At 67.9% G+C, this 21,027-nt stretch carries 14 protein-coding genes; 8 read left to right on the top strand and 6 right to left on the bottom strand.

Annotation, left to right across the window (positions count from 1 at the left end; all coding sequences use genetic code 11):
* Positions 1-182: 182 nt before the first annotated feature.
* Positions 183-1,889 carry a carbamoyltransferase C-terminal domain-containing protein gene (locus ABZ664_RS36070; protein WP_362520755.1) on the bottom strand — a complete coding sequence of 569 codons (1,707 nt, stop codon included), beginning with the start codon at positions 1,887-1,889 and terminating at the stop codon, positions 183-185.
* Between the two features lie 733 nt (positions 1,890-2,622).
* Between ABZ664_RS36070 and ABZ664_RS36065 the strand changes: the two genes are divergently transcribed.
* A complete protein-coding gene (locus ABZ664_RS36065) occupies positions 2,623-4,065 on the top strand; it encodes an FAD-dependent oxidoreductase (RefSeq protein WP_362520750.1) in 1,443 nt (480 codons plus the stop codon).
* A 79-nt stretch (positions 4,066-4,144) separates the two neighbouring features.
* Positions 4,145-5,140 (top strand): UDP-glucose 4-epimerase GalE, encoded by a 996-nt coding sequence (gene galE, locus ABZ664_RS36060; RefSeq protein ID WP_362520745.1) that lies wholly within the window; start codon positions 4,145-4,147, stop codon positions 5,138-5,140.
* Positions 5,141-5,597: 457 nt separating this feature from the next.
* Here the strand turns inward: galE and ABZ664_RS36055 are convergent, their stop codons facing one another.
* Positions 5,598-7,970: an excinuclease ABC subunit UvrA gene (locus tag ABZ664_RS36055; RefSeq protein ID WP_362520895.1), complete on the bottom strand. Its 2,373-nt coding sequence runs from the start codon at positions 7,968-7,970 to the stop codon at positions 5,598-5,600.
* A 76-nt stretch (positions 7,971-8,046) separates the two neighbouring features.
* Here ABZ664_RS36055 and ABZ664_RS36050 point away from each other — a divergent pair, with 76 nt between their 5' ends.
* The 4 genes from ABZ664_RS36050 to ABZ664_RS36035 all read left to right on the top strand — a co-directional run bounded on the left by ABZ664_RS36050 (position 8,047) and on the right by ABZ664_RS36035 (position 10,702).
* On the top strand, positions 8,047-8,838 hold the full coding sequence (locus ABZ664_RS36050; RefSeq protein WP_362520741.1) for a TetR/AcrR family transcriptional regulator: 792 nt from the start codon (positions 8,047-8,049) through the stop codon (positions 8,836-8,838).
* A 71-nt stretch (positions 8,839-8,909) separates the two neighbouring features.
* Positions 8,910-9,521, top strand: coding sequence for a redoxin domain-containing protein (locus tag ABZ664_RS36045; protein WP_362520735.1), 612 nt, complete (start codon positions 8,910-8,912; stop codon positions 9,519-9,521).
* Between the two features lie 38 nt (positions 9,522-9,559).
* Complete coding sequence (locus tag ABZ664_RS36040; protein ID WP_362520732.1) at positions 9,560-10,408, top strand: cytochrome c biogenesis CcdA family protein; 849 nt, start codon at positions 9,560-9,562, stop codon at positions 10,406-10,408.
* Positions 10,409-10,516: 108 nt separating this feature from the next.
* Positions 10,517-10,702 (top strand): DUF6203 family protein, encoded by a 186-nt coding sequence (locus tag ABZ664_RS36035; RefSeq protein ID WP_362520729.1) that lies wholly within the window; start codon positions 10,517-10,519, stop codon positions 10,700-10,702.
* 325 nt (positions 10,703-11,027) lie between these two features.
* Here ABZ664_RS36035 and ABZ664_RS36030 read toward each other — a convergent pair whose 3' ends face one another.
* Complete coding sequence (locus ABZ664_RS36030; RefSeq protein WP_362520726.1) at positions 11,028-11,795, bottom strand: hypothetical protein; 768 nt, start codon at positions 11,793-11,795, stop codon at positions 11,028-11,030.
* Positions 11,796-11,969: 174 nt separating this feature from the next.
* On the opposite strand from ABZ664_RS36030, the gene ABZ664_RS36025 reads away from it, so the two are divergent.
* Positions 11,970-13,907: a cobalamin-dependent protein gene (locus tag ABZ664_RS36025; protein ID WP_362520723.1), complete on the top strand. Its 1,938-nt coding sequence runs from the start codon at positions 11,970-11,972 to the stop codon at positions 13,905-13,907.
* Between the two features lie 279 nt (positions 13,908-14,186).
* On the opposite strand, the gene ABZ664_RS36020 is transcribed toward ABZ664_RS36025, so the two are convergent.
* From ABZ664_RS36020 to ABZ664_RS36010, 3 genes are read right to left on the bottom strand one after another with little or no spacing between them, the layout of a single operon-like run.
* Positions 14,187-17,531: an amino acid adenylation domain-containing protein gene (locus tag ABZ664_RS36020; RefSeq protein ID WP_362520720.1), complete on the bottom strand. Its 3,345-nt coding sequence runs from the start codon at positions 17,529-17,531 to the stop codon at positions 14,187-14,189.
* 12 nt (positions 17,532-17,543) lie between these two features.
* On the bottom strand, positions 17,544-18,776 hold the full coding sequence (locus tag ABZ664_RS36015; protein WP_362520717.1) for a cytochrome P450: 1,233 nt from the start codon (positions 18,774-18,776) through the stop codon (positions 17,544-17,546).
* Complete coding sequence (locus ABZ664_RS36010; protein ID WP_362520714.1) at positions 18,773-19,531, bottom strand: FkbM family methyltransferase; 759 nt, start codon at positions 19,529-19,531, stop codon at positions 18,773-18,775. The genes ABZ664_RS36015 and ABZ664_RS36010 overlap by 4 nt, the downstream gene beginning before the upstream one ends.
* 121 nt (positions 19,532-19,652) lie before the next feature.
* Between ABZ664_RS36010 and ABZ664_RS36005 the strand changes: the two genes are divergently transcribed.
* Positions 19,653-21,011 carry an MFS transporter gene (locus ABZ664_RS36005; RefSeq protein ID WP_362520711.1) on the top strand — a complete coding sequence of 453 codons (1,359 nt, stop codon included), beginning with the start codon at positions 19,653-19,655 and terminating at the stop codon, positions 21,009-21,011.
* Positions 21,012-21,027: the final 16 nt, after the last annotated feature.

Below are 21,027 nucleotides of genomic sequence, written 5' to 3'. Positions count from 1 at the left end.
AAAGTCAGGACAGATCGCGCCCCTGCGGCCGGTTCGCGGAATCCGGCGGCGGTGTACGGGACGGCGCTCGACACCCGCGGGCCTCCTGCCCGCGGAGAAGCCGCGTGTGCACGGAGGTGTTCCTGTCCGGATCTGCGGTGCCTTTCGCCCTCGCCAATGAGAGGCGGGCGAACTCTCCTCCGTCATGTCCGTTTCCGTATGACGAAAGGGCCCAGGACCAGGGCATCGAGGCCAAGTCTGGTGAACGTTCTCATCGCGTCGGCCGGTGTCCACACAATGGGCTCCTGCGGCCCGTTGAACGAGGTGTTGAGCACTGCCGCGAGGCCGGTTTCCCTCTCCACGTCCAGCAGCAACCGGTGATAAAGCGGTTCGTCCGCGCTGTTGACCGTCTGCGCCCGGGTGGTGCCGTCCACGTGGTTCACGGCCAGGAGCAGTTCCGTCTTCTCGGGGCGGAGTGGAGTGGTCACTATCATGTACGGCAGGGCCGAGGGCGAATCGATGATCTCGGCGTGGTGTTCAAGGCTGATGCTCGGAGCCAGTGGACGCCACCACTCCCGCTGTTTGATCCTCAGGTTGATCCGGTCGCGCGTCGCGACGTCGGCCGGGCAGGCGAGGATGCTGCGGTGCCCGAGGGCGCGCGGCCCCACCTCGCCGGCTCCCTGGAACCAACCGATCACCTCGTCGTTCGCGATGAACTCGGCGGCGGCGCCGGTCACGTCCGGCGGCTCCGCGTATCGGACGCCCGCGTCGTCGAGAAGCCTGCGGATCGTCTGCGCGGAGAACTCCGGACCCCACCCCAGCGAATCGGTCATGGGACGAATCACGTCACCGTGCTCAGCGGCGACATGGAGCGCGGCGCCCAGCGCCACCCCCGCGTCTCCGGCCAACGGTTGGACGAACAGGCGGTCGAGGTCGTGCCGCTTGATCAGGACTCCGTTGAGAGTGGCATTGAAACCCACGCCCCCCGCGACGTGCAGTGTCCGCGAATCCGTGATGGCGAACAGGCGGTCCACCAGTTTCGACACCGCCTGCTCCAGCAGAAACTGTGCCGTGGCCGCCAGGTCCCGGTAGTCGAACGGATCGCGTTCGGTAAGAGACAGGAATCGAGCGGTTTCAGGGTCGTATACGCGCCGCTGCCTGTTGGGTGGTTGAGGCCAAGTGGACTCCAAATAGGACAGCCAGGCCTCGGTTGATTCTTTGCTTTCGTCTATGTTCTCGGTAGAGCGCAGGCCGGGGCTGATGTGATCAACATGGTAACCGGAATCGTCCAGCCGAAAAGTGTTGAGGACGCCTTCGCGGACAGTGCCGTACGCGGCCAGTCCCATCAGCTTGCCGGCCTGGTCGGGCCCTAATCCGATATACCGTCCGACTGCGTCATAGAAATATCCGAGAGACCACGAGATCGGGAGCGTCTCCAGGAGTGTTATCTTTCCGGACCGGGCGAGTCCTAGGCTTGTGCTCTCGTTCTCTCCTTGGCCGTCGATCACCAGTAGCGCGGCATCCGCGTCGCCACTGGCGTGGTACGCGCTGGCCGCGTGCGACAGGTGGTGGGGGACGAACACGAGTTCAGGATCACGCCGCCGAGGAAAGAGGGTCGAGGGGAGCAGGCTCTCCAGTGCCTCGGCCGGGCTGAACGTCCAGCGGACATCGCGGTCACGGTGCAGCGTCGGAACGTCCCAGCCGAACGCCACGACGTCGATGTCGTCGAGTGTGATCTTCTCCCTGGCCAGAACGAACGCGGCCGCGTGAAGCGGAGCGAGGCCATAGGCATGTTTCCTGCGCACGAAACGCTCTTCCTCGGCGAACGCGGCGATCCGGCCGTCGGACACAACGCATGCCGCACCGTCGTGACCACGCCCCGGCCACCCGTTCAGGCCCAGTACTTTCACGCTGCTCCCTTCGACAAGTCGCCCATTTTCGCCGGACCCGAACAGAGGACAAAATGAGAATTCAGGCATCGTCAATGCCTGCCGATGTCAAGCGATCCCCGCGCGACTTCCGCACTGTGAGCATACGCATGCGTGCGGGGAATTAGCGAGCCCACGGCAGGCGTGCGTTTGTATGAGAAGTCGGTGGGCCGAATGAGGTTTTTCGTGCGACTTGGGGACTCGTCAAGATCAGTCATAACTCTGTATGGTTCGGATGTCAACCCGTGATCGGCATCGCCGATCCTCTGCGGGAATGGGTTTTGTGTGGCGGGACGTGGGGGTATTCGGTTCACAAGAATGCGGCGCAAGAGGTTAAATTGACGGGGCCGAATAAGATGGTTTCGGTCGCCTTCAAGGTGATATCGATTGTCCTGGTTTAATCCCCGCGTGGCCGGAGACAAAGGGGCGTAACGGTCTCCTTTTGATCGCTCGGGGGATACTCGCGACGGCTTGACCGCCTGCCCGGAGGCCGCCGTGGTCCTCTGTTCCTCGCCGTCCGGCGGGACGATCACCTGCAGGGCGGGGCCGGCCGTGCCGTGAACCGTCGCGACGTCCGTGAGAGAGCCGAAGTCGGCTTTCGCCGTGCCCGCACGGCGTATTGGCACGAAGGCCGCGACCGCCCTCACGGTCACGGCCGGCTCGCCGGACAGTTATCGGACGGGACGGAAGACGCAGACCACTCGGGAGCACTTTGATGAGTGACACGAAGAAGGTCGCCGTCATCGGCGCGGGACCGGCGGGCGCGACCGCCGCATACGTGCTGGCGAAGAACGGGGTAGAGGTCGATCTCTATGAGGCCTCGGCGCACATGGGGGGGATGGCCCGATCCATGGAGCTGTGGGGTCAGGTCGTGGACATCGGTCCGCACCGTTTCTTCAGCACGGATCCACGCGTGAACGCTCTGTGGCTCGAGGTCGTCGGCGACGACTACGTCATGGTCGACAGATTGACCCGCATCCTCTTCCGGAACAAGTTCTTTCGCTACCCCATCAAAGCAGATGACGCTTTGCGGAATCTCGGTGTCACGGAGGGAGCGCTTTGTCTGGGTAGTTACCTGTGGCACCGGCTGCCGGCCCGCGGCGGCGACGGCGACGGCGAGACATTCGAGTCATGGGTCGTGTCCCGTTTCGGGGGGCGGCTGTACCGCCATTTCTTCAAAACGTACACGGAGAAGTTGTGGGGCATCGCCGCAGCCGACCTTGATTCCGAGTTCGCGGCTCAGCGCATAAGAGGGCTGTCTCTCTGGGAAGTCGCGAAAGGAGCGCTTTCCGGCGGTTCCCGGCAGCGGCACAGAACCCTTGTCGACCAGTTCGCGTATCCGAACGAGGGAACCGGTCAGGTATACCAGCTGATGAGGTCTCGTATCGAGGATGAGGGTGGCAAGGTACACCTCAACTCTCCGGTGCACTCGGTGACCGTGTCGGGCGATGTCGTAACGGGCCTGCGACTGGCGGAGCAGGATGTGGCGTACGACCATGTGGTGAGCTCGATGCCGCTCACGACACTAATGAACAGGCTGAGCGGTGTGCCGGAGGATGTGGCGGCGGCTGTGAGGTCATTGAGATTCCGCAACACCGTGATCGTTTACCTGCTCGTCAACGCGGATGACGTGTTCCCCGACAACTGGATCTACGTGCACAGTGACGAACTGCGTATGGGCCGCATCACGAACTTTCGGAACTGGACTCCCACACTGACGCGCGGAAGGAAGGAGACCATCCTCGCGCTGGAGTACTGGTGCTTCGACGACGACGATTTCTGGAACTGGGAGGAGACGCTGCAGACGGAGCTGGCCGGAAAAGAGATCGTCATGACAGGGCTGGTAAGCCCGGAGCAGATCGTCGACGCGAAGGTCGTCCGAATCCCGAAATGCTATCCGGTCTACCGGAGAGGATACCGGGATGATCTGCAGAAGGTCGTGGACTTCTTATGTCGATACAGAGGCCTGCAGGTGATCGGGCGGTATGGGGCGTTCAAGTACAACAATCAGGATCACAGTATTCTTATGGGGATGCTGGCTGCCGAGAACATCATGGAAGGATTCGACAAGAATGACCTGTGGAGTATCAACAGCGACTACGAGTATCAGGAGTCGTCGCTCATAACGGAGACGGGACTCGTCTTGAAGTCAGACTGAATCATTTTCCGCTGATGACGTCGACCGTGAACGACGTGTACTGAAAAAGGCCGAACGCGCGCGAATGGGAGGTCCAGGCATGTCGGGCGGCAGAGGGAAGAGAGTGCTCGTCACGGGCGGCGCCGGGTATGTAGGGTCGGTCACAAGCGCGATCCTCCTGGAGCGGGGGTACCGGGTCACCGTGCTCGACGACCTTTCCACCGGCTTCGGCGCCGCCGTTCCCGAGGGCGTGACATTCGTCAAGGCGTCCCTGCTCGACAGCGGCAAGGTGCTCGACCCCTCCTACGAGGCCGTTCTGCACTTCGCCGCCAGCGCCGAAGTCGGGGAATCGTCCAGGGTTCCCGAGAAATACTGGCGGAACAATGTGATCGAAACTTTCGCCCTCCTTGAGGCGATGCGCGCAACGGGTGTCCGGCGTCTGATCTTCTCCTCGACGTGCGCCGTCTATGGGGAGGCCGCGCAGATTCCCATAGCCGAGGATTGTCACGTCAGGCCTATCAACGCCTACGGTGCTTCCAAGCTGGCGGTGGATCACATGATCAGGAGCGAATGTGAGGCGCACGGCCTGGCAGCCGTCTCCCTGCGGTACTTCAACGTCGCGGGTGCGTACACACGGTTCGGGGAGCGCCACGATCCAGAGTCCCACCTCATTCCTTTGGCACTGCAGGTCGCACAGGGCCGACGAAAAGCGCTGTCCGTACACGGAACCGATTACGCCACTCCTGACGGCACCTGTGTCCGTGATTACGTTCATGTCGCGGACCTGGCCGAAGCCCACCTCCTGGCGATGGGCAAGGCCATGCCGGGGGTGCACCAGGTCGTCAACCTGGGTGGCGGCAGGGGGCATTCCGTTCTGGACGTGATCGGGGCGGTTGAACAGGTCACCGGCAGATCGGTACCCGTCGTCCACGGCGAGCGACGCGGTGGTGATCCGGCCGTCCTCGTCGCCTCCAACGCCAGAGCCGCTGAGGAGTTGGGATGGCGTCCACGACGCACCTCGCTCCTGGAGATGATCTCAGACGCCTGGATGTTCACGGGCCGACTGTCCGCGCGTACTCCCCAGAGAGAGCTGTGACCGGAAAGGTTCGGCGGGTTGCTGCTCGTGGGGGGGCCGGGCCGGTTGGAGGTGATCAGTCAGATCCGGTCCGGCGCGTGGTGGCGTGGCGGCAGAAACCTGTCAGGGGCCGAAGGCTCACCGACCAAGAAGGGCAGAGGCTCCAGCAGATCGTGCGCCGGGGCAGTACCAACTCGGTGCGTTACCGGCGAGCGATGACGCTGCCTGCCTCGGCGTGGCCGGGCTGCCGCCGGAGTTCGAGGCGGATCTCGCGGCGGCGTGCTTCGCGGGCCGACTCGTCCTGGGCGGTGACCTGGCTCCCCTGTTGGCACGGTACGACCTCGCCGCGTCCGAGCTGCGCGACACGTGGACCGTCTGCTATCCGCGGCTGGTCTCGGACGGCACGCTCTTCGACGCGATGCGGGTCGCCACCGCACTCGGCACGGGCCCGGAAAGCCTTAGAGCTCTCCCCATGTGCCTATCGGACGGTGTTCCCGCCCAGGTAGGTCCGCAGGTGCCGGGCGGTGAGGGAGTCTCCTGTCGAGACGAGGTCGGCGGGGGTGCCGGTGAAGACGATCCGGCCGCCGTCGTGTCCGGCTCCGGGGCCGAGGTCGATGATCCAGTCGGCGTGGGCCATCACGGCCTGGTGGTGCTCGATGACGACGACCGTGTTGCCGTCGTCGACGAGCCGGTCCAGCAGGGCGAGGAGCTGGTCCACGTCCGCCAGGTGCAGGCCGGTGGTCGGCTCGTCCAGCACGTACGTGGTGGCCTTCTCCGCCATCCGGATGGCGAGCTTGAGCCGCTGTCGTTCGCCGCCGGACAGGGTGGTGAGCGGCTGGCCCAGGCCGAGGTAGCCCAGGCCCACGTCGGAGAGCCGGTCGAGGACGGCCCGCGCCGCGCCGAAGCTCGCCTTCGAGGCCGCAGGGGAAGAGGCTGCGGCGGAGGAGGTCGTGCCGGGAGCGAAGAAGTCGCGGGCCTCGGCCACCGACATGGCGAGCACCTCGCTGATGTCCTTGCCGCGCAGCTTGTGGGTGAGCACCTCGGGGGTGAACCGCTTGCCCTCGCACTGCTCGCACACCGACGCCACCCCGGCCATCATCGCCAGGTCGGTGTAGACCAGGCCGATGCCCTTGCAGTTGGGGCAGGCTCCCTCGGAGTTCGCGCTGAACAGGGCGGCCTTGACGCCGTTCGCCTTGGCGAAGGCGGTGCGGATCGCGTCGAGCAGCCCGCTGTAGGTGGCCGGGTTGCTGCGGCGTGAGCCTCGGATCGGGGTCTGGTCGACCACCGCGACGTCGTCCCTGCGGGGGAGCGAGCCGTGAATCAGCGAGCTCTTGCCCGAGCCGGCGACGCCGGTGACCACGGTGAGCACGCCCAGCGGGATGTCGACGTTCACATCTTTGAGGTTGTGCAGGCGGGCGCCGGTGATCGACAGTTGCCCGCTGGGCTGCCGTACCTTCTCGCGCAGGCGGGCCCGGTGGTCCAGGTGGCGGCCGGTGAGGGAGTCCGACGCGCGCAGCCCGGCCACGTCGCCGGTGAAGCAGATCCGCCCGCCGGAGGAGCCGGCCCCGGGGCCGAGGTCGACCACGTGGTCGGCGATCTCGATCGTCTCCGGCTTGTGCTCGACGACCAGGACCGTGTTGCCCTTGTCACGCAGGCGCAGCAGCAGGTTGTTCATCCGCTCGATGTCGTGCGGGTGCAGCCCGACCGTGGGCTCGTCGAAGACGTAGGTGACGTCGGTCAGGCTGGAGCCGAGGTGGCGGACCATCTTCACCCGCTGGGCCTCGCCCCCGGACAGGGTGGACGACTCGCGGTCCAGGCTCAGGTAGCCCAGGCCGATCTCGACGAGTGACTCCAGCGTGTTGCGCAGGGTGGCGACGAGCGGCCCCACCGACGGGTCCTCGATGCCCCGGACGAAGTCGGCCAGGTCGCTGATCTGCATCGCCGCGCAGTCGGCGATGTTGCGGCCGTCGATCTTCGAGGCGAGCGCGGCGGAGTTGAGCCTGCTGCCGCCGCACGCGCGGCAGCTCGTGAACGTCACGGCCCGGTCCACGAACGCCCGGATGTGGGGCTGCATCGACTCCCGGTCCTTGGCGAGATAGAGCCGCCGTACCTTGACCAGGAGCCCTTCGTAGGTGGTGTTCATCGTGCCGATTTTGATTTTGGTGGCGGGTTTGTGCAGGAAGTCCTCCCACTGGGCCGGGGTGTAGTCCCTCAGCTTGACGTCGGGGTCGAAGAACCCCGAGTGGGCCAGGCCCTGCCAGTACCACGAGTCCACGGTGAAGTTGGGGGCGGTGATCGCCCCCTCGTTGAGCGAGCGGTCGACGTCGACGAGCTGGGAGACGTCGACGTCGGAGACCCGGCCGAGTCCTTCGCACTCGGGGCACATGCCCTCGGCGCTGTTGAAGCTGAACGCGCTCGAGGTGCCGACGTGAGGGGTGCCGATCCGGCTGAAGACGATCCGCAGCATCGTCTGCGCGTCGGTCGCGGTGCCGACCGTGGAGCGGGAGTTGGCGCCCATCCGCTCCTGGTCGACGACGATCGCCGCGCTCAGGTTGCGCAGGCCGTCGACGTCGGGACGGCCGAGGCTCGGCATGAACGACTGGACGAAGGCCGTGTAGGTCTCGTTGATCAGGCGCTGCGACTCCGCCGCGATGGTGCCGAAGACGAGGGAGGACTTCCCGGAGCCGGAGACCCCGGTGAAGACGGTGAGCCGCCGCTTGGGAATGTCCAGCGAGACGTCGGCCAGGTTGTTCTCCCTGGCGCCGCGAACCTCGATCACGTCGTGGCTGTCCGCGGTGGCCGGGCGGCGCCGCGGGCCGACTGAGCCGACCGGTGTGGCGGGTGGGAACACGAACCTTCTCACGCGATATCCTTAGGGTGTAAAGAGTTAGCCCGGCAAAGTTAGTTTATGCCGTAAGGAGTTGCAAGTGGTCGTCTTCGCCGGACAGGGCGACGCGCGCCGTTCGATGGCGCTGCTGTGGCGTACCACCAGGTCGGACCAGGCGCGTCCCGGGCCCAAGCCCGCGCTGAGCGTGGACCTCATCGTGGACACGGCCGTCGCCGTCGCCGACTCCGAGGGGATGGCCGCGCTCTCCATGCGCGCGGTGGGCGAGCGGCTCGGACGCACGGCGATGGCCCTCTACACCTACGTCCCCAGCAAGAGCGAACTGGTCGACCTGATGTACGACCGGGCCCTCGCCGAACTGTCCACCCACCACGACCTGGAGGCGGGCTGGCGGGCGGCTGTGACCTCCTGGGCGCGGGAGGCGTGGGAGTTCTACATACGGCATCCGTGGATGCTGCAGGTGTCGCAGGCGCGTCCCGTGCTGGGCCCCAACGAGTACGTCATGATCGAGGGGGTGATGCGGATCCTCCGGGAGACCGGGCTGGACGCCGGGACGCTGCGGCGCGTCGCGGGGACGCTCTCCTGCTTCGTACGCGGGGCGGCGCAGACGGTCGCGGAGGCGCGTCAGGCCCCGGCGGCGACCGGGCTGTCCGACGAGGAGTGGTGGTACGCCCGCTCGGCCCTGCTGACGGAGGTCGCCCCCGATTTCGCCGAGCGGTTCCCCACGCTGACCTGGCTGGACGGCGAGGGCGCCTACCAGGCTCAGGACGAGACCGTCCCCTACCTGGAACAGGAGGGGAGAGACACCTTCGCCGCCGGGCTCGTCATCCTCCTGGACGGGATCGAGGCGGCCATGGGCGAAGCCGGAGGCTGAAGGCCCTGGCGGCAAGCCGCCGTCACGAGCTCGTAAGAAATCGCGGGGACCTCCGCTCCTACGCTGGACGCATGATCAAAATGCGAGCGGCGGTTGCCGTGGTCTCGGTGGCCTTGCTGGCCTGCGCGTGCGGCACCGAGGGGGGCGTGACCGCCGATCCAGCGCCGCCGGCCGCCGTGCCGTCCGGTCCGGCGTCCACCTCGGCATCCGCATCACCGGCGCCGACGGCCTCGCCCGACGCCGACGCCGACGCCGGCACCGACGCCCCGGCGGCGACGCCGGCCGCGCTGGCCTTCTCCGCCAAGACGCTGGACGGCGAGCCGTTCCAGGGCGCCAATCTGGCCGGCAAGCCGGTGGTCTTCTGGTTCTGGGCACCCTGGTGCCCCAAGTGCCGTTCCGAGGCGCCCGCCGTCAAGGCGGCCGCCGCCGCGTTCGGCGACGTCGAGTTCGTCGGTGTGGCGGGCCTGGACACCGAGGCGGCGATGAAGGAGTTCGTCCAGGGGACCGGCACCGGCGACATCGTGCAGCTCGCGGACACCAAGGGCGCGGTGTGGACCAAACTGGGCGTCAGCCAGCAGTCGACGTTCGTGTTCATGAAACCGGACGGCTCCACCACGAAGGCCTCGGGCCCGCTCGACAAGGACACGCTGGACGGCCACGTCCGGCGACTGCTCGGCCGGTAGCCGTCCCTCGTAGCCCTCGACAACCTGGAGAGACGAGCGTGAACGTCGCCGAGGTGCCGCTCGCCCTGGCGCTGGCCGCGGGCACGGTGGCCGCCTTCAACCCGTGCGGCTTCGCGATGCTGCCCGCCTACCTCACCCTGCTGATCGCCGACGGCGGGCCGGGCCGCGGTGGGCCGGTCGCCAGGGCGCTGATGCTGTCGGTCGCGATGACCGCGGGTTTCGTCACGGTCTTCGGCCTGTTCGGGGTGGCCGTCACCGCCCTGGCCGTCTCGGTCGGCCGCTACCTTCCGTGGGTGACGATCGTCATCGGCGTGCTGCTCGCGGGGCTCGGCGTGTGGCTGCTGACGGGTCGCGAGCTGCTGCTCCGGCTTCCCGGGCCGGCCGCGGGCCGTCCCGCCACCTCGGCGCTCTCGCTGTACGGCTACGGGGTGTCGTATGCGGTTGCCTCGCTGTCGTGCACGGTGGGACCGTTCCTCGCCGTCACCTCGGCCTCGCTGTCCGGCGCGGGCCTGCTCGGCGGCGCGGCGGCGTTCGTCGCCTACGCGCTCGGCATGGGCCTGGTCGTCGCCGTACTGTCCACGGCGGTGGTGCTCGCCCGGGGCGCCGCGGTGGCCAGACTGCGGCGGCTGTTGCCGTATGTTTCCAGAACCAGCGGTGCGTTGCTCCTGCCGGCCGGGCTGTATGTCATGTACTACGGCTGGTACGAGCTGCGGGTCTTCTCCGGAGGAACCGCCGACGACCCGATCGTGGGCGCCGCGACGGCCGTGCAGGGCGTTCTGGCGGGGTGGCTGGAGTCTCTCGGCGCGGGCTGGGTCGCCCTCGCGCTCGCCCTGCTCGTCCTCGGCGCGCTCGCGCTGCGTGTGGTCCGGCGGCGGCACGCTCGCTGAGGATCTTTCGCAGGGCGACGTTCCCGCACCGGACGTCGGGAAGGCCCTTACCCGAAGCCGGATGCGCCGCGCTCGTCTAATCGGGCCGCTGGGGGGCAGGGGACCCCTATGAAAAAGTTCTTCAAGGTCGTAGTGGCACGAAGGTTGTCTCGTACACCGATAGGTCTGGCGATCCTGGGGGCGGGCTGGTTCCTGGGACGGCGGCGCAGGCAGCGTGAGCAGGAGCAGGCGGGGCGAGGGCGGGAGTACGCGACGCGGGGTGGCGGGCGTCCGGCCCGCTCCGGCCGCCGCTGAAAACCTCCGACGCCGACGCCGACGCCCCGGCCCTCGCCCACGAGTACTGGCCGTCCCGGCAGGCGCCGGTCGGACGGGGCTCGGCAGGGCGTCGACCGGCTGCCGCGCCTTCCCGTCAAGACACCGGCAAGAAACCGTCAAGACATCGGCAGGACCGAGCGGACGCTCGATGCGGCGAGCGGCGAGAGGACAGCGGGGCGAGAGGACAGCGGGGAACGACGAGACGGCCCGGTCGATCATCGACCGGGCCGTCTCGTCGTTCCCGTGTTCCCCGTGCCGCTTCCGGATCTCCCAGGTGTCCCGGAGCCGCCGGAGCCGGGAGGCTCTAGTTGAACATCGCCTCCATGGTCTCGTGCGACTTCTCCTTCTTGGCGTCGGACTCGCTGCCCCAGCAGGTGTTGAGGATGATCCGGGTGCGGTCCTCCGAGAGCGGGACCGTGCGGTGCAGCGTCGTGTCGGAGCGCAGGAAGTAGATGTCGCCGGTCTCGTGGGCGTAGGTGCTGATCTGCTGCTTGATGAGGTGGTCGTGGACCCGGGGGTCCTCCTTCACCCAGTTGGTGTGGGGGACGCACTGGAGCATGCCGCCGTACTCGCTGCTCGGCGCCTCCATGATCCAGATGAGGGTGAAGCTGAAGTCACCCCAGTGCCAGCCGTGGGTGTCGCCCTGCTTCTCCTGGCGGATGATGACGTACTTCTCCTCGTCCCAGGGGCAGCCGACGACCGGCTCGTTGGCCAGCCGGCCGAGGAAGTCCTTGAGGGTGGCGGAGTCGTAGAGCTCCGGGATCAGGGTGCTGTCCTGTGCGATGGACTGCTGGCTGACCGTGCTCATCTTCCTCGGCGAGTTGCTGGTCTCCTTGAGGTTGATGTCGATCCGGCGCGCGTGCAGGTCGAGCAGCCGGTCCACCTCGTCCGAGACAAGGTCCTTGATCTCGCCGGAGACCACGTTCCGTAGCTTCACATAGCCGTTCCTGCGGAAATCATGGGAAAGTTTGCGGATTTCCCAGGGGTCCTGAAAGGTCTTTTCGAGATGCTCCGCGATCCGATCGTCGAGTGAGAGCTTCCGGTGGCCGGTCTCGTAGTTGGGAGTCGGCATGCGTTTTCTCCTCCGTGGTTATCGAGTCCGTGGTCATCGAGGTTTTCAGAACCGTAACACGCGATTGGCGGACGCAAATGGTGCGCGTTGTTCGTCCACTCCCGCTGTGAAACCATAAGCGGATTCCAGCCGATCGGCTTCAGCGATTACTCAGACTACGCAGGGACGAGCGTCATGAACACCAAAGTCACATTCGTCGAGCTGTCTGCATTCGAGGCCATCCTGCCCCTCGCCTCCGGTTACATGCAGGCCTACGCACAGCATGACCCCGAGGTGGGGCCGCGATGTGAGTTCGAGATCTTCTCCGCACCCGTGTCCGCGAACCGGGAGGAAGTGATCGACGAACTCCTTGGCAGGCGCAGCGACGTGTACGCCATCAGCTGTTACATCTGGAACATCGGATTCGCGCGTGCCGTGCTGGCCGCGCTGCACGAGCGGCTCCCGAAGGCCCAGTTCATCCTCGGCGGCCCGCAGGTCATGCAGCACGCCCACGAGTACGTCCCCCCGGAGCAGGAGAACGTCGTCGTCTGCAACGGCGAGGGCGAGAAGACGATGGTGCAGTACCTACGGCAGGTCCTCAGCGAAGAACCCGACTTCGCCGCCGTCCACGGGATCAGCTTCTGGCGGTCGGGGGAGCTCGTCACCACCGAGGCCGCCGAGCGGGTGCGCGACCTCATGGAGGTGCCCTCGCCCTTCACCTCCGGCGTCTTCGAGGAGGGCAAGTACACCACCGCCATTCTGGAGACCAACCGCGGATGCCCGTTCAGCTGCGGTTTCTGCTTCTGGGGCGCGGCGACCAACGACAAGGTGCACAAGTTCGAGGACCAGCGGGTCCGCGACGACATCACCTGGATCAGCAAGAACAACTTCGTGTCGATCTTCATCGCCGACGCCAACTGGGGCATGGCCCCGCGCGACGTGGAGCTCACCCGCCACCTGGTGGAGTGCAGCGAGGAGAACGGCTACCCGGTGATGGTCTCGATGGCCGCGGCCAAGAACAAGCCGGACCGCATGGCCGAGATCACCGAGATCCTCGTGCAGGGCGGCCTGCTGACCAGTCAGCCCATCTCCCTGCAGTCGATGAGCTCCAAGACCCTCGAACTGGTCGACCGCTCGAACATCAAGCCCGCGACCTACACCGAGCTGCAGAGGACGCTCAGGGAGAAGCGCATCAGCTCCTACATCGAGCTGATCTGGCCGCTTCCCGGGGAAACCCTCGGCTCCTACAAGGAAGGGGTCGCGGAATTGTGCCGGCTGCGTGCCGACACTTTGATCGTCTATCCGCAGCTCCTTCTTCACAACACCTCGATCCACGCGAAGCGCGACCTTCTCGGAGTGCAGGTCGAACGCGTTCCCAGTGATGTCACGGAAGCCGATGTCGTGGTCGGCACCAACTGGGTCAGCCGCGAGGAGTGCGAGCGCGGCACGTGGTTCTACTACGCGGTCCACTCGCTCTACAACCTGCGTGGCCTGTATTATCTCGCCAATTATCTGGAGAGGTCGGGAACGAGAAGGTTCGAGGACTTCTTCACCGACGCCGCGACATATTTCGAGAGCCGTACGGACACCGAGGTCGCGACTTTCTTCCGCGATTCCGTGGAGAAACTCTGGAACTACGACTTCCACAATTTCGGGATGGTCGCGCATCTCGTCCTGCATTCGCACCGCGAGGAGTTCGACGCACTGCTCGTCGACTTCGCCCGCGGTCAGTCCTGGTGGCGGGACGCCGGGGCGCGGGCGGCGTTCGAGCTCGACCTGCTGGCTCGGCCCTACATCTACCTGGCCAAGCCGAAGCCGCCCCGCTACGACTTCACCGAGCTGGGCGTCGAGTCGCGCGCCGGGGCGCGTGGGAAGACGACCTCGGTCGTGGACATGCCCGCCGACCTGGCCGCCCTGCTCATCGACCTCGACGTGACCGGCCTGGAGGCGGGCCAGGAGCTTCTGACCCGCTTCGAGCTCGACCACCCGCGCGGGCGCAAGCTGCCGTTCATGCCGGAACGCAGCCTGGAGCACAACGCCTCCTACTGCCAGGGCATGGTGCTGCGGCTGCGGGAGTATCTCCCCACCTGGCGGCCCGAGTCCGAGACCGCCGCGCTTCCCGGCCGGCGCTGAGCACCTCCCGTCGCGTCGCCCGGCAGGGGCGCTGAACCGCCTGCCGGGCCGCCCGCGAGGGCACGGGGTCGCCGGGGCCGCCAAGGTCGCCGGGGTCACCGGACCGTACGCGATGAGGGGCGTGGCCGCGGGTGACGAAGAACCGAGGCCGCGCATGACGAGGGCCCGTGAGGATGATCCTCACGGGCCCTCGTCATGCGCGGGTCAGGGGGCCGGGCATCCCGCCGGGCGGGATGTCCCGCCGCCCGAGGCCCGGGCTCGGAGCCCGGGCCTCACGGCTCAGACCTTCGCCCCCGCCTTGGCTTCGGCCTTGGCGAGAGCGCCGTCCACCGCCTCGGCGAAGTCGGCGAGCACCGGGTTCTCGAACAGCACCCGGATCGGCACGTTCACCGCGAACCTCTCCCGCACCTGGGTGATCACCTGCGCGGCCACCAGGGAGTGACCGCCGATCTCCAGGAAGTCGTCCTCGCGGGCGATCCGCCTGAGCTTCAGCACCTCGGCCCAGATCTCGGCGATCGTCTGCTCCGTCGCGGTCTGCGGCGCGTCGAAGTCGTCGTCACCGCAGTCACCGCCGTCGCCGCCGGGCTCTGGCAGCGCCTGGCGGTCCACCTTGCCCGAGGAGGTCAGCGGCATCGCGTCCAGCGTCACGTACGAGGAGGGCAGCATGTACGCGGGCAGCGAGCCCTGCAGGAACCGGTGCAGCTCGCCGGTGAGGCCGCTGCGGTCGGCGATGATCCTGGAGGCGTCGTCGAGCACGACGTAGCCGACGAGCCGGTCGTCGCGCACGCTGACCACGGCCTCGCGCACCCCCGGATAACGGGTGATCGCGGCCTCGATCTCGGCGGGCTCCACCCGGAAACCACGGATTTTCACCTGGTGGTCCACCCGGCCCACGTACTGCAGCCGGCCGTCGGGCAGGTAGCGGACCAGATCGCCGGTCCGGTAGAGCCGGGCACCGGGAGGGCCGTACGGGTCGGGCATGAACGACTGCGCGGTCAGGCCGGGCTTGCCCCGGTAGCCGTGCGCCAGGCCGGTGCCGCCGACGTACAGCTCGCCGGGCACGCCCGCGGGGAGCGGATTGAGCCAGCGGTCCATCACGTAGGCCCTGAAGTTGGCGAGCGGCCGGCCGATCGGCGGTGCGTACGCGGCGGCGGGGTCGCACGTCCCCATCGTGGCGCACACGGTCGTCTCCGTCGGCCCGTAGGCGTTGACGAAGACACGGCCGGGGGCCCAGGTCCGCACCAGCCCGGTCGGGCAGTGCTCGCCCGCGACGACCATGAGCCGCACCGTGTCCAGCTCGTCGCCCTTGAGCGTGCTGAGGAACGTCGGCGGGAACGTGGCCGCGGTCACCCCCTGCTCGCAGATGGCCTTCGCCGTCTCCTGCGGGGTCATGGCCGACGGGTCCAGCACGCACAGTGCCGACCCGTTCAGCAGCGCCATCGTGATCTCCCAGATCGAGGCGTCGAAGCTGAGCGAGGCGAACAGCGCCACCCGGTCGTCGGACGTCAGGGAGAACTCCCGGGACAGGGCCGAGGCGAGGTTGCCGACGCCGCGGTGCGGCACCTCCACGCCCTTGGGCCGTCCGGTCGAGCCCGAGGTGTAGATGAGGTAGGCGGGGGCGTCGGGCGCGGGCGTCAGGCCGGGGCTCATGCCCGGCTCCTCCGCCTCGATCGTGCGCCACTCGGCGTCCAGTTCGATCGTGCGCACCCGGTCGTCGCGCACCCGGCCCGCGTGCTCGGCGCCGGTGAGGACGAGCCGTGCCCCGCTGTCGTCGAGGATGTAGCCCAGCCTGTCGGGCGGCAGCGCCGGATCCAGCGGCAGGTAGACCCCGCCGGACTTGACGATGCCGAGGAAGGCGACGAGCGCCTCGGCCGAGCGGCCGGTCATCGAGCCGACGATGTGGCCTGGCCGCACCCCGTCGCGGATCAGCCGGTGGGCGACCCGGTTGGCGCGCTCGTCCAGCTCCCCGTAGGTCAGCCGCCGCTCACCGGCGAGCACCGCGAGCGCGTCGGGGGCGGCGGCGGCGCGCGCCTCGAACAGGGCGCCGATGCCGGCCTCCTCGTCGAAGGGGGTCTCGGTGCGGTTCCACTCCTCGACCACCAGCCGCAGCTGCTCGGCGTCCAGCAGCGAGAGCGAGGAGATGGGCCGCGCGGGGTCGCGCACGGCGTCGGACAGCAGGGTGACGTACTGCTCGGCCCTGGTTCGGGCGCCCGGCGCGTCGAACAGGTCGAGCCCGTAGCGCATCTCCCCGTCGAGCGAGCCGGGCACCAGGACCAGCGCGAGGTCCGAGGCGAGCGGGAAACGGCCCGCCACCAGGGGCGAGACCTGGACACCGGGCAGCCGCAGCGTGCTCCAGGCAGGGGGTGCCTGGTCGAACTCCGCCTGGTAGAGCGGCTGCACGCCACTGGAGGCGTCCAGCTCCAGCTCCTCGGCCAGCCGGTGCGCGGGGTAGGAGCCGTGCGCGGCCGCCTCGTCCAATGCGTCGCGCACCTGGGCGACGACGGCGGTGAACGAGGGGTCGCCCCCGCAGCCGATCCGGATCGGGAACACCGGGGCGCGCCCTCCGGCGGGCACGGGTACGCCGACCACGACCTCGTCCTGGCCCGACCAGCGGCACAGCGCGACCGCCCACGCGGCCAGCGTGACGGCCCGGGTGTCGGTACCGCCGGCCGGGAGGGTCTCCGCCTGCCCCGACCAGCGGGACAGCGTCATCGCCCGCGCGGCCCGGGTGGCGCTCTCCGTATCGGCCTCGCGCGCCATGGTCTCGACCAGCGCGGCCGTCTCCGGCGGGACGGTGAAGGTCACCCTGGCACCCGTGAAACCGGGTACGGCGGGACGGCTCCTGTCGGAGGGCAGGTCCAGGGCGGGGGGCGTTCCGTCGAGCCGCTCACGCCAGTAGGCGAGGTCTGCGGCCTCCCGGCCGGCGCCGTCGACGGAGGGGTGGCCGTCGGCCGGGTCGGCGGGGGACGCGGCGGCGGTGAACGGGTCGGCGGGGGAGCGGCGGTCACCGGGGACGTGCCCGCCTGCGGACGCGTGGCCGGCGGGGGAGCCGTTCGAGGAGCCGCCGGGGGAGGCGTGGCCGGCGGGAGAACCGTTGGAGGAGGCGTCGAAGGCGGCGGAGCCGTTGGAGGAGCCATGGAGCGTGGCGCCCGAGGCGTCCTCGTACGCCAGGGAGATCTCCCGCGCGAGGTCCGCCAGAACGCGTTCGTCGGCCACGAGCCGGTGCGCCGTCACGACGAGCGCGTGGTCGTCGTCGGCCATCCGTGCCAGGGCGATCCGCACCGGCGGGCCGTTCTCCAGGTCGAGGCCCCGGTTGGCCTGCTCGGAGACGAGCCGCGCGAGCGCCTCCTCGCGGCGGCTCGCGTCGTGCCTGCCCAGTTCCACCGGCGAAGGGACGGTGACGCGCCGGGGCGCGGCCCCGGAGTCGCCGGGCAACGCCGGCCGCAGGTCCTCGCGCGCCTCCAGCACGTGTTCCAGCGCGGTGATGAGGGCCTTCTCGTCCACGGGGCCGCGCAACCGCGCCGCGAGCGTGACCTGGTCGGTGTGGTCACCTGAGGGTTTGGCCCGGTAGGACCTCCACCCGCTCTCCTGGATCGGCGACAGCGAAGTCTTACTGTCCGGCATGGGGTGCTCCAATCAGTGCCCGGCGTGGTCGAGTTCGAGATGGACGGGGACGCGGTCGACGCCCCACATGAGGTTCGAGCGCAGTCGCTTCACCGGCCCGGTGAGCTCCATGCGGGCCACCCGGCGGGTCAGCTCCTCCAGCAGCACGCGCAGTTCGAACCTGGCGAGCGCCGCGCCGATGCACAGGTGCTTGCCGAGGCCGAACGTGAGGTGCCTGTTGGGGGTGCGCCCGACGTCGAAGCGGCGCGCGTCGGGGAAGGCGTCCTCGTCGCGGTTGACGGCCGGGTGCCACACGCTGACCCGCTCACCGGCCCGGATGGTCTGATCTCCGATCTTCGTGTCGCGCAGTGCGGTGCGCATGACGTTGAGGCTGGGGGCGGTCCAGCGCAGCACCTCCTCCACGGCGGTCGGGATGAGCGAGGGGTCCTCGCGCAGCCGCCGCCACTCGTCGGGGTTCTCCACCAGGGCGATGACGGCCCCCGCCGAGGCGTGCCTGGTCGTCTCGTTGCCTCCGGTGATGAGGCCGTTGATGTTGAGCAGGATCTCTTCGTCGGTGAGGGGAGTCCCGTCGATCCGGCCGCGGATCAGCACGCTGATCACGTCGTCGCCGAGGTCGTCGCGCCGTTCGGCCAGCAGGTCGGCGTAGTAGGCGAAGATGTTGGCGTTGGCCTCGGCCTTCTCGGCGTCGGAGATGACGTCGTCGGAGGAGGCGGAGCCGAACGCGGTGCGCGTCCACTGGATCATCAGGTCCCAGTCGGCGCGGGGCACGCCCAGCAGCTCGCAGATGACCGAGAGCGGGAGCCTGCCCGCCACCGTGTCGACGAAGTCGAAGGAGTCCTTCTGGGCGTTCTCCTGGAGCATCCCGCCCACCGTCTCGCGCATCGCGCCCTCCAGGCGGCGTACCACCCGGGGGGTGAGCGCGGGGTTCATCACGTCGCGCAGCTGGCTGTGGCGGCCGTCGGTGACGATGAGCATCTTGCCGGCGGCGGCGCGGGCGGCGGACTCGGTCTGCCCCACCTGCATGCCCCGCTCGGAGGTGAAATTCGTCTTGTCGAGATAGACGGCGACGCCGTCCGCGTATTTGGTGAAAGCCCAGAAACTCGGCCCGTCCGACCTTGAGTTCCAGAACATCGGCCGGTGCTCCTGCAGGTAGTGCAGGACGCCGAGGCCGGAGTCGGGGGCCGTGTAGATGTCCGGATCCGCCAGATCCAGATTGTTCAGATTAACGGTCGTGTCCACTGTCATAGGGAATTCCTCCGTGCGTACACGTCGAAGATGTCCGTGTCCTTCAGCAGGGGATCCTGGCCGATGTCGACCTGGAATCCACGACCGGTGAGATCGTCGCGCACGGACGCGAGCCTGCCGTCGATGTCGTGGACCTGCATGACGATTTGGTCGACCGCCTCCCAGTCACCGGGAGCGATTCCGTCCAGGACATCGCATTCGGCTTTCTCGACGTTGATTTTCAACAGTCCTATGCGGTCCACGCCCTCGGTGGCCATCACCTCGGAGATCGTCCGCACCTGGCACTCCTGCTTCTCCGTGATGTGCCTGCCCTCGGCCATGTCGGTCACGTCCTCGGGGGCGAAACCGCTGTTGGCGAGGAATGTCCTGGTCACCTCGGCGTCGTGGTCGACGTCGGTGTACATCCCCGACATCGCGGTGGTCTCCGGGTAGACGGTGATGACCGCCGTTCCCGGGGCGCGGGAGAGCGCGCAGTCGAACGCCTTGGCGTTCAGGCCGTGGGCGGACAGATTCGCGCACAACGCGTCGTAAAGCGGCCTGGCGGGCTCGAACGCGAGAATCCGAGTGCCCGGACATTCCCAATGAAACGCCAGTGCGGCGATTCCGATGTTGGCTCCCACGTCGAACACCGTCATTCCAGGCTCAAGACGAACATCATGCCTGAAGTAGCTTCTGTCGCCCACGATACTGCGATACTGCAGGCTGGTCTCGGCGGGATTGAGCTGGAATACCACATGACCGTCGGGGAGTGTCATCTGGCGTACTCGCTGATTGTTTTCCAGTGTGCCTCTCCGGTGATTTCGCATATCATCACCATTAACAAAAACCTTATTACAGTCAACCAGAGGTGAAACCCGACAAGGACGGAACGATCTCATGGACACTCAGGGAACAGAAGTCAGGGCGCCGGAGGAAAAGCCGCCCTCTCTCTGGCGAAACCCCGACTTCAACCGGCTCTGGGCCGGCCAGTCGGTCTCGGTCCTCGGCTCCGAGTTGACCACCCTGGCACTTCCGCTGACCGCGATCCTCATGCTCCAGGCCACCTCCTTCGAGGTCGGGCTGCTCAACACCATGCGCACGATCGCCGCGCTCCTGCTGACGCTGGTCGCCGGCGTGCTCATCGACCGCTACCGCCGCAGGCCGCTGATGGTCGCCTCCAACCTCGGGCGGGCCGGCATCGTGATGCTGATCCCGATCGCGGCCTTCGTCGGCTTCCTCGACATGTGGGTGCTCTACGTGGTCGCGGTCGTGGTCGGCGGCCTGTCGGTGGTCTTCGGGATCGCCTACGCCGCCTACATGCCGACCCTGCTGAGCGAGGAGCACCTGGTCGCCGGCAACAGCCGGATGGCCGCGACCGAGTCGGTGGGCGCCATCGCGGGATCCAGCGCCGGCGGCGTGCTCATCGACCTGTTCCGGCCCGCGTACGTGATGCTGGGCGACGCGATCGCCTTTCTCATCTCCGCCTTCGCCCTGTCGCGCATCCGTCACGTCGAGCCGCCCGTCGTGCGCCAGGACAGCGGCGGGCGCGGCGCCGTCGCGGCGATGCTCCACGACATCAAGCACGGCCTGAAGGTCACCTACCGCAACGACTACGCCCGGCCGCTCATCATCAACTCCGCCGGGGCGAACTTCGGGTCGATGATGATCCTGACCCTGTTCCTGCTGTACGCGGCGAGGGAACTGCAGCTGTCGGGCACCTGGATCGGCTTCATCTACGCGATGGGCAGCATCGGCGGCGTCGTCGGCGCCGTCTTCGCGAGCAAGCTGTTCGAGAAGCTCGGCTACGGCCGAGGCATCATGGCCGCCCTGATCGCGTTCCGGGTGCTGTGCTTCACGCCGTTCGTGGCCGGCCCGCAGTGGCTGCAGATCACCCTGTTCTCGGTGATCTGGTTCGTCACCGTGTTCGGCGTGGTGGCCGGCAACATCGGCCAGCTCACGCTCTTCCAGTACGTGATCCCCAACCACCTGCGGGGCCGGGTCATCGGCGCGAGCCGCGCGGTCTACCTCGGCATCCTGCCGCTGTCCGCGATGCTGGCCGGCGTGCTGGGCGAGCTGATCGGCATCAAGCCCGCCATCTACGCCGGGGCCGCGTTCCTGCTGCCCTGGATCATCCTGCTGTTCCGCTCCCCGGTGCCGCACCTGCGCAGGCTTGAGGACGCCGAGCTCCTGCAGGACGACAAGGAGCCCGCCGAGGCCGAAGGACCCGGCGGGCGCGAGGACGGCAAGGGCGTCTGAGGTCAACGGCTCGGCT

This window comes from Streptosporangium sp. NPDC006930, from assembly GCF_040635605.1.
GTDB lineage: Bacteria > Actinomycetota > Actinomycetes > Streptosporangiales > Streptosporangiaceae > Streptosporangium.
Note: the sequence above shows the minus strand (reverse complement) of the source record. Positions and strands in the feature narration are given on the sequence as shown.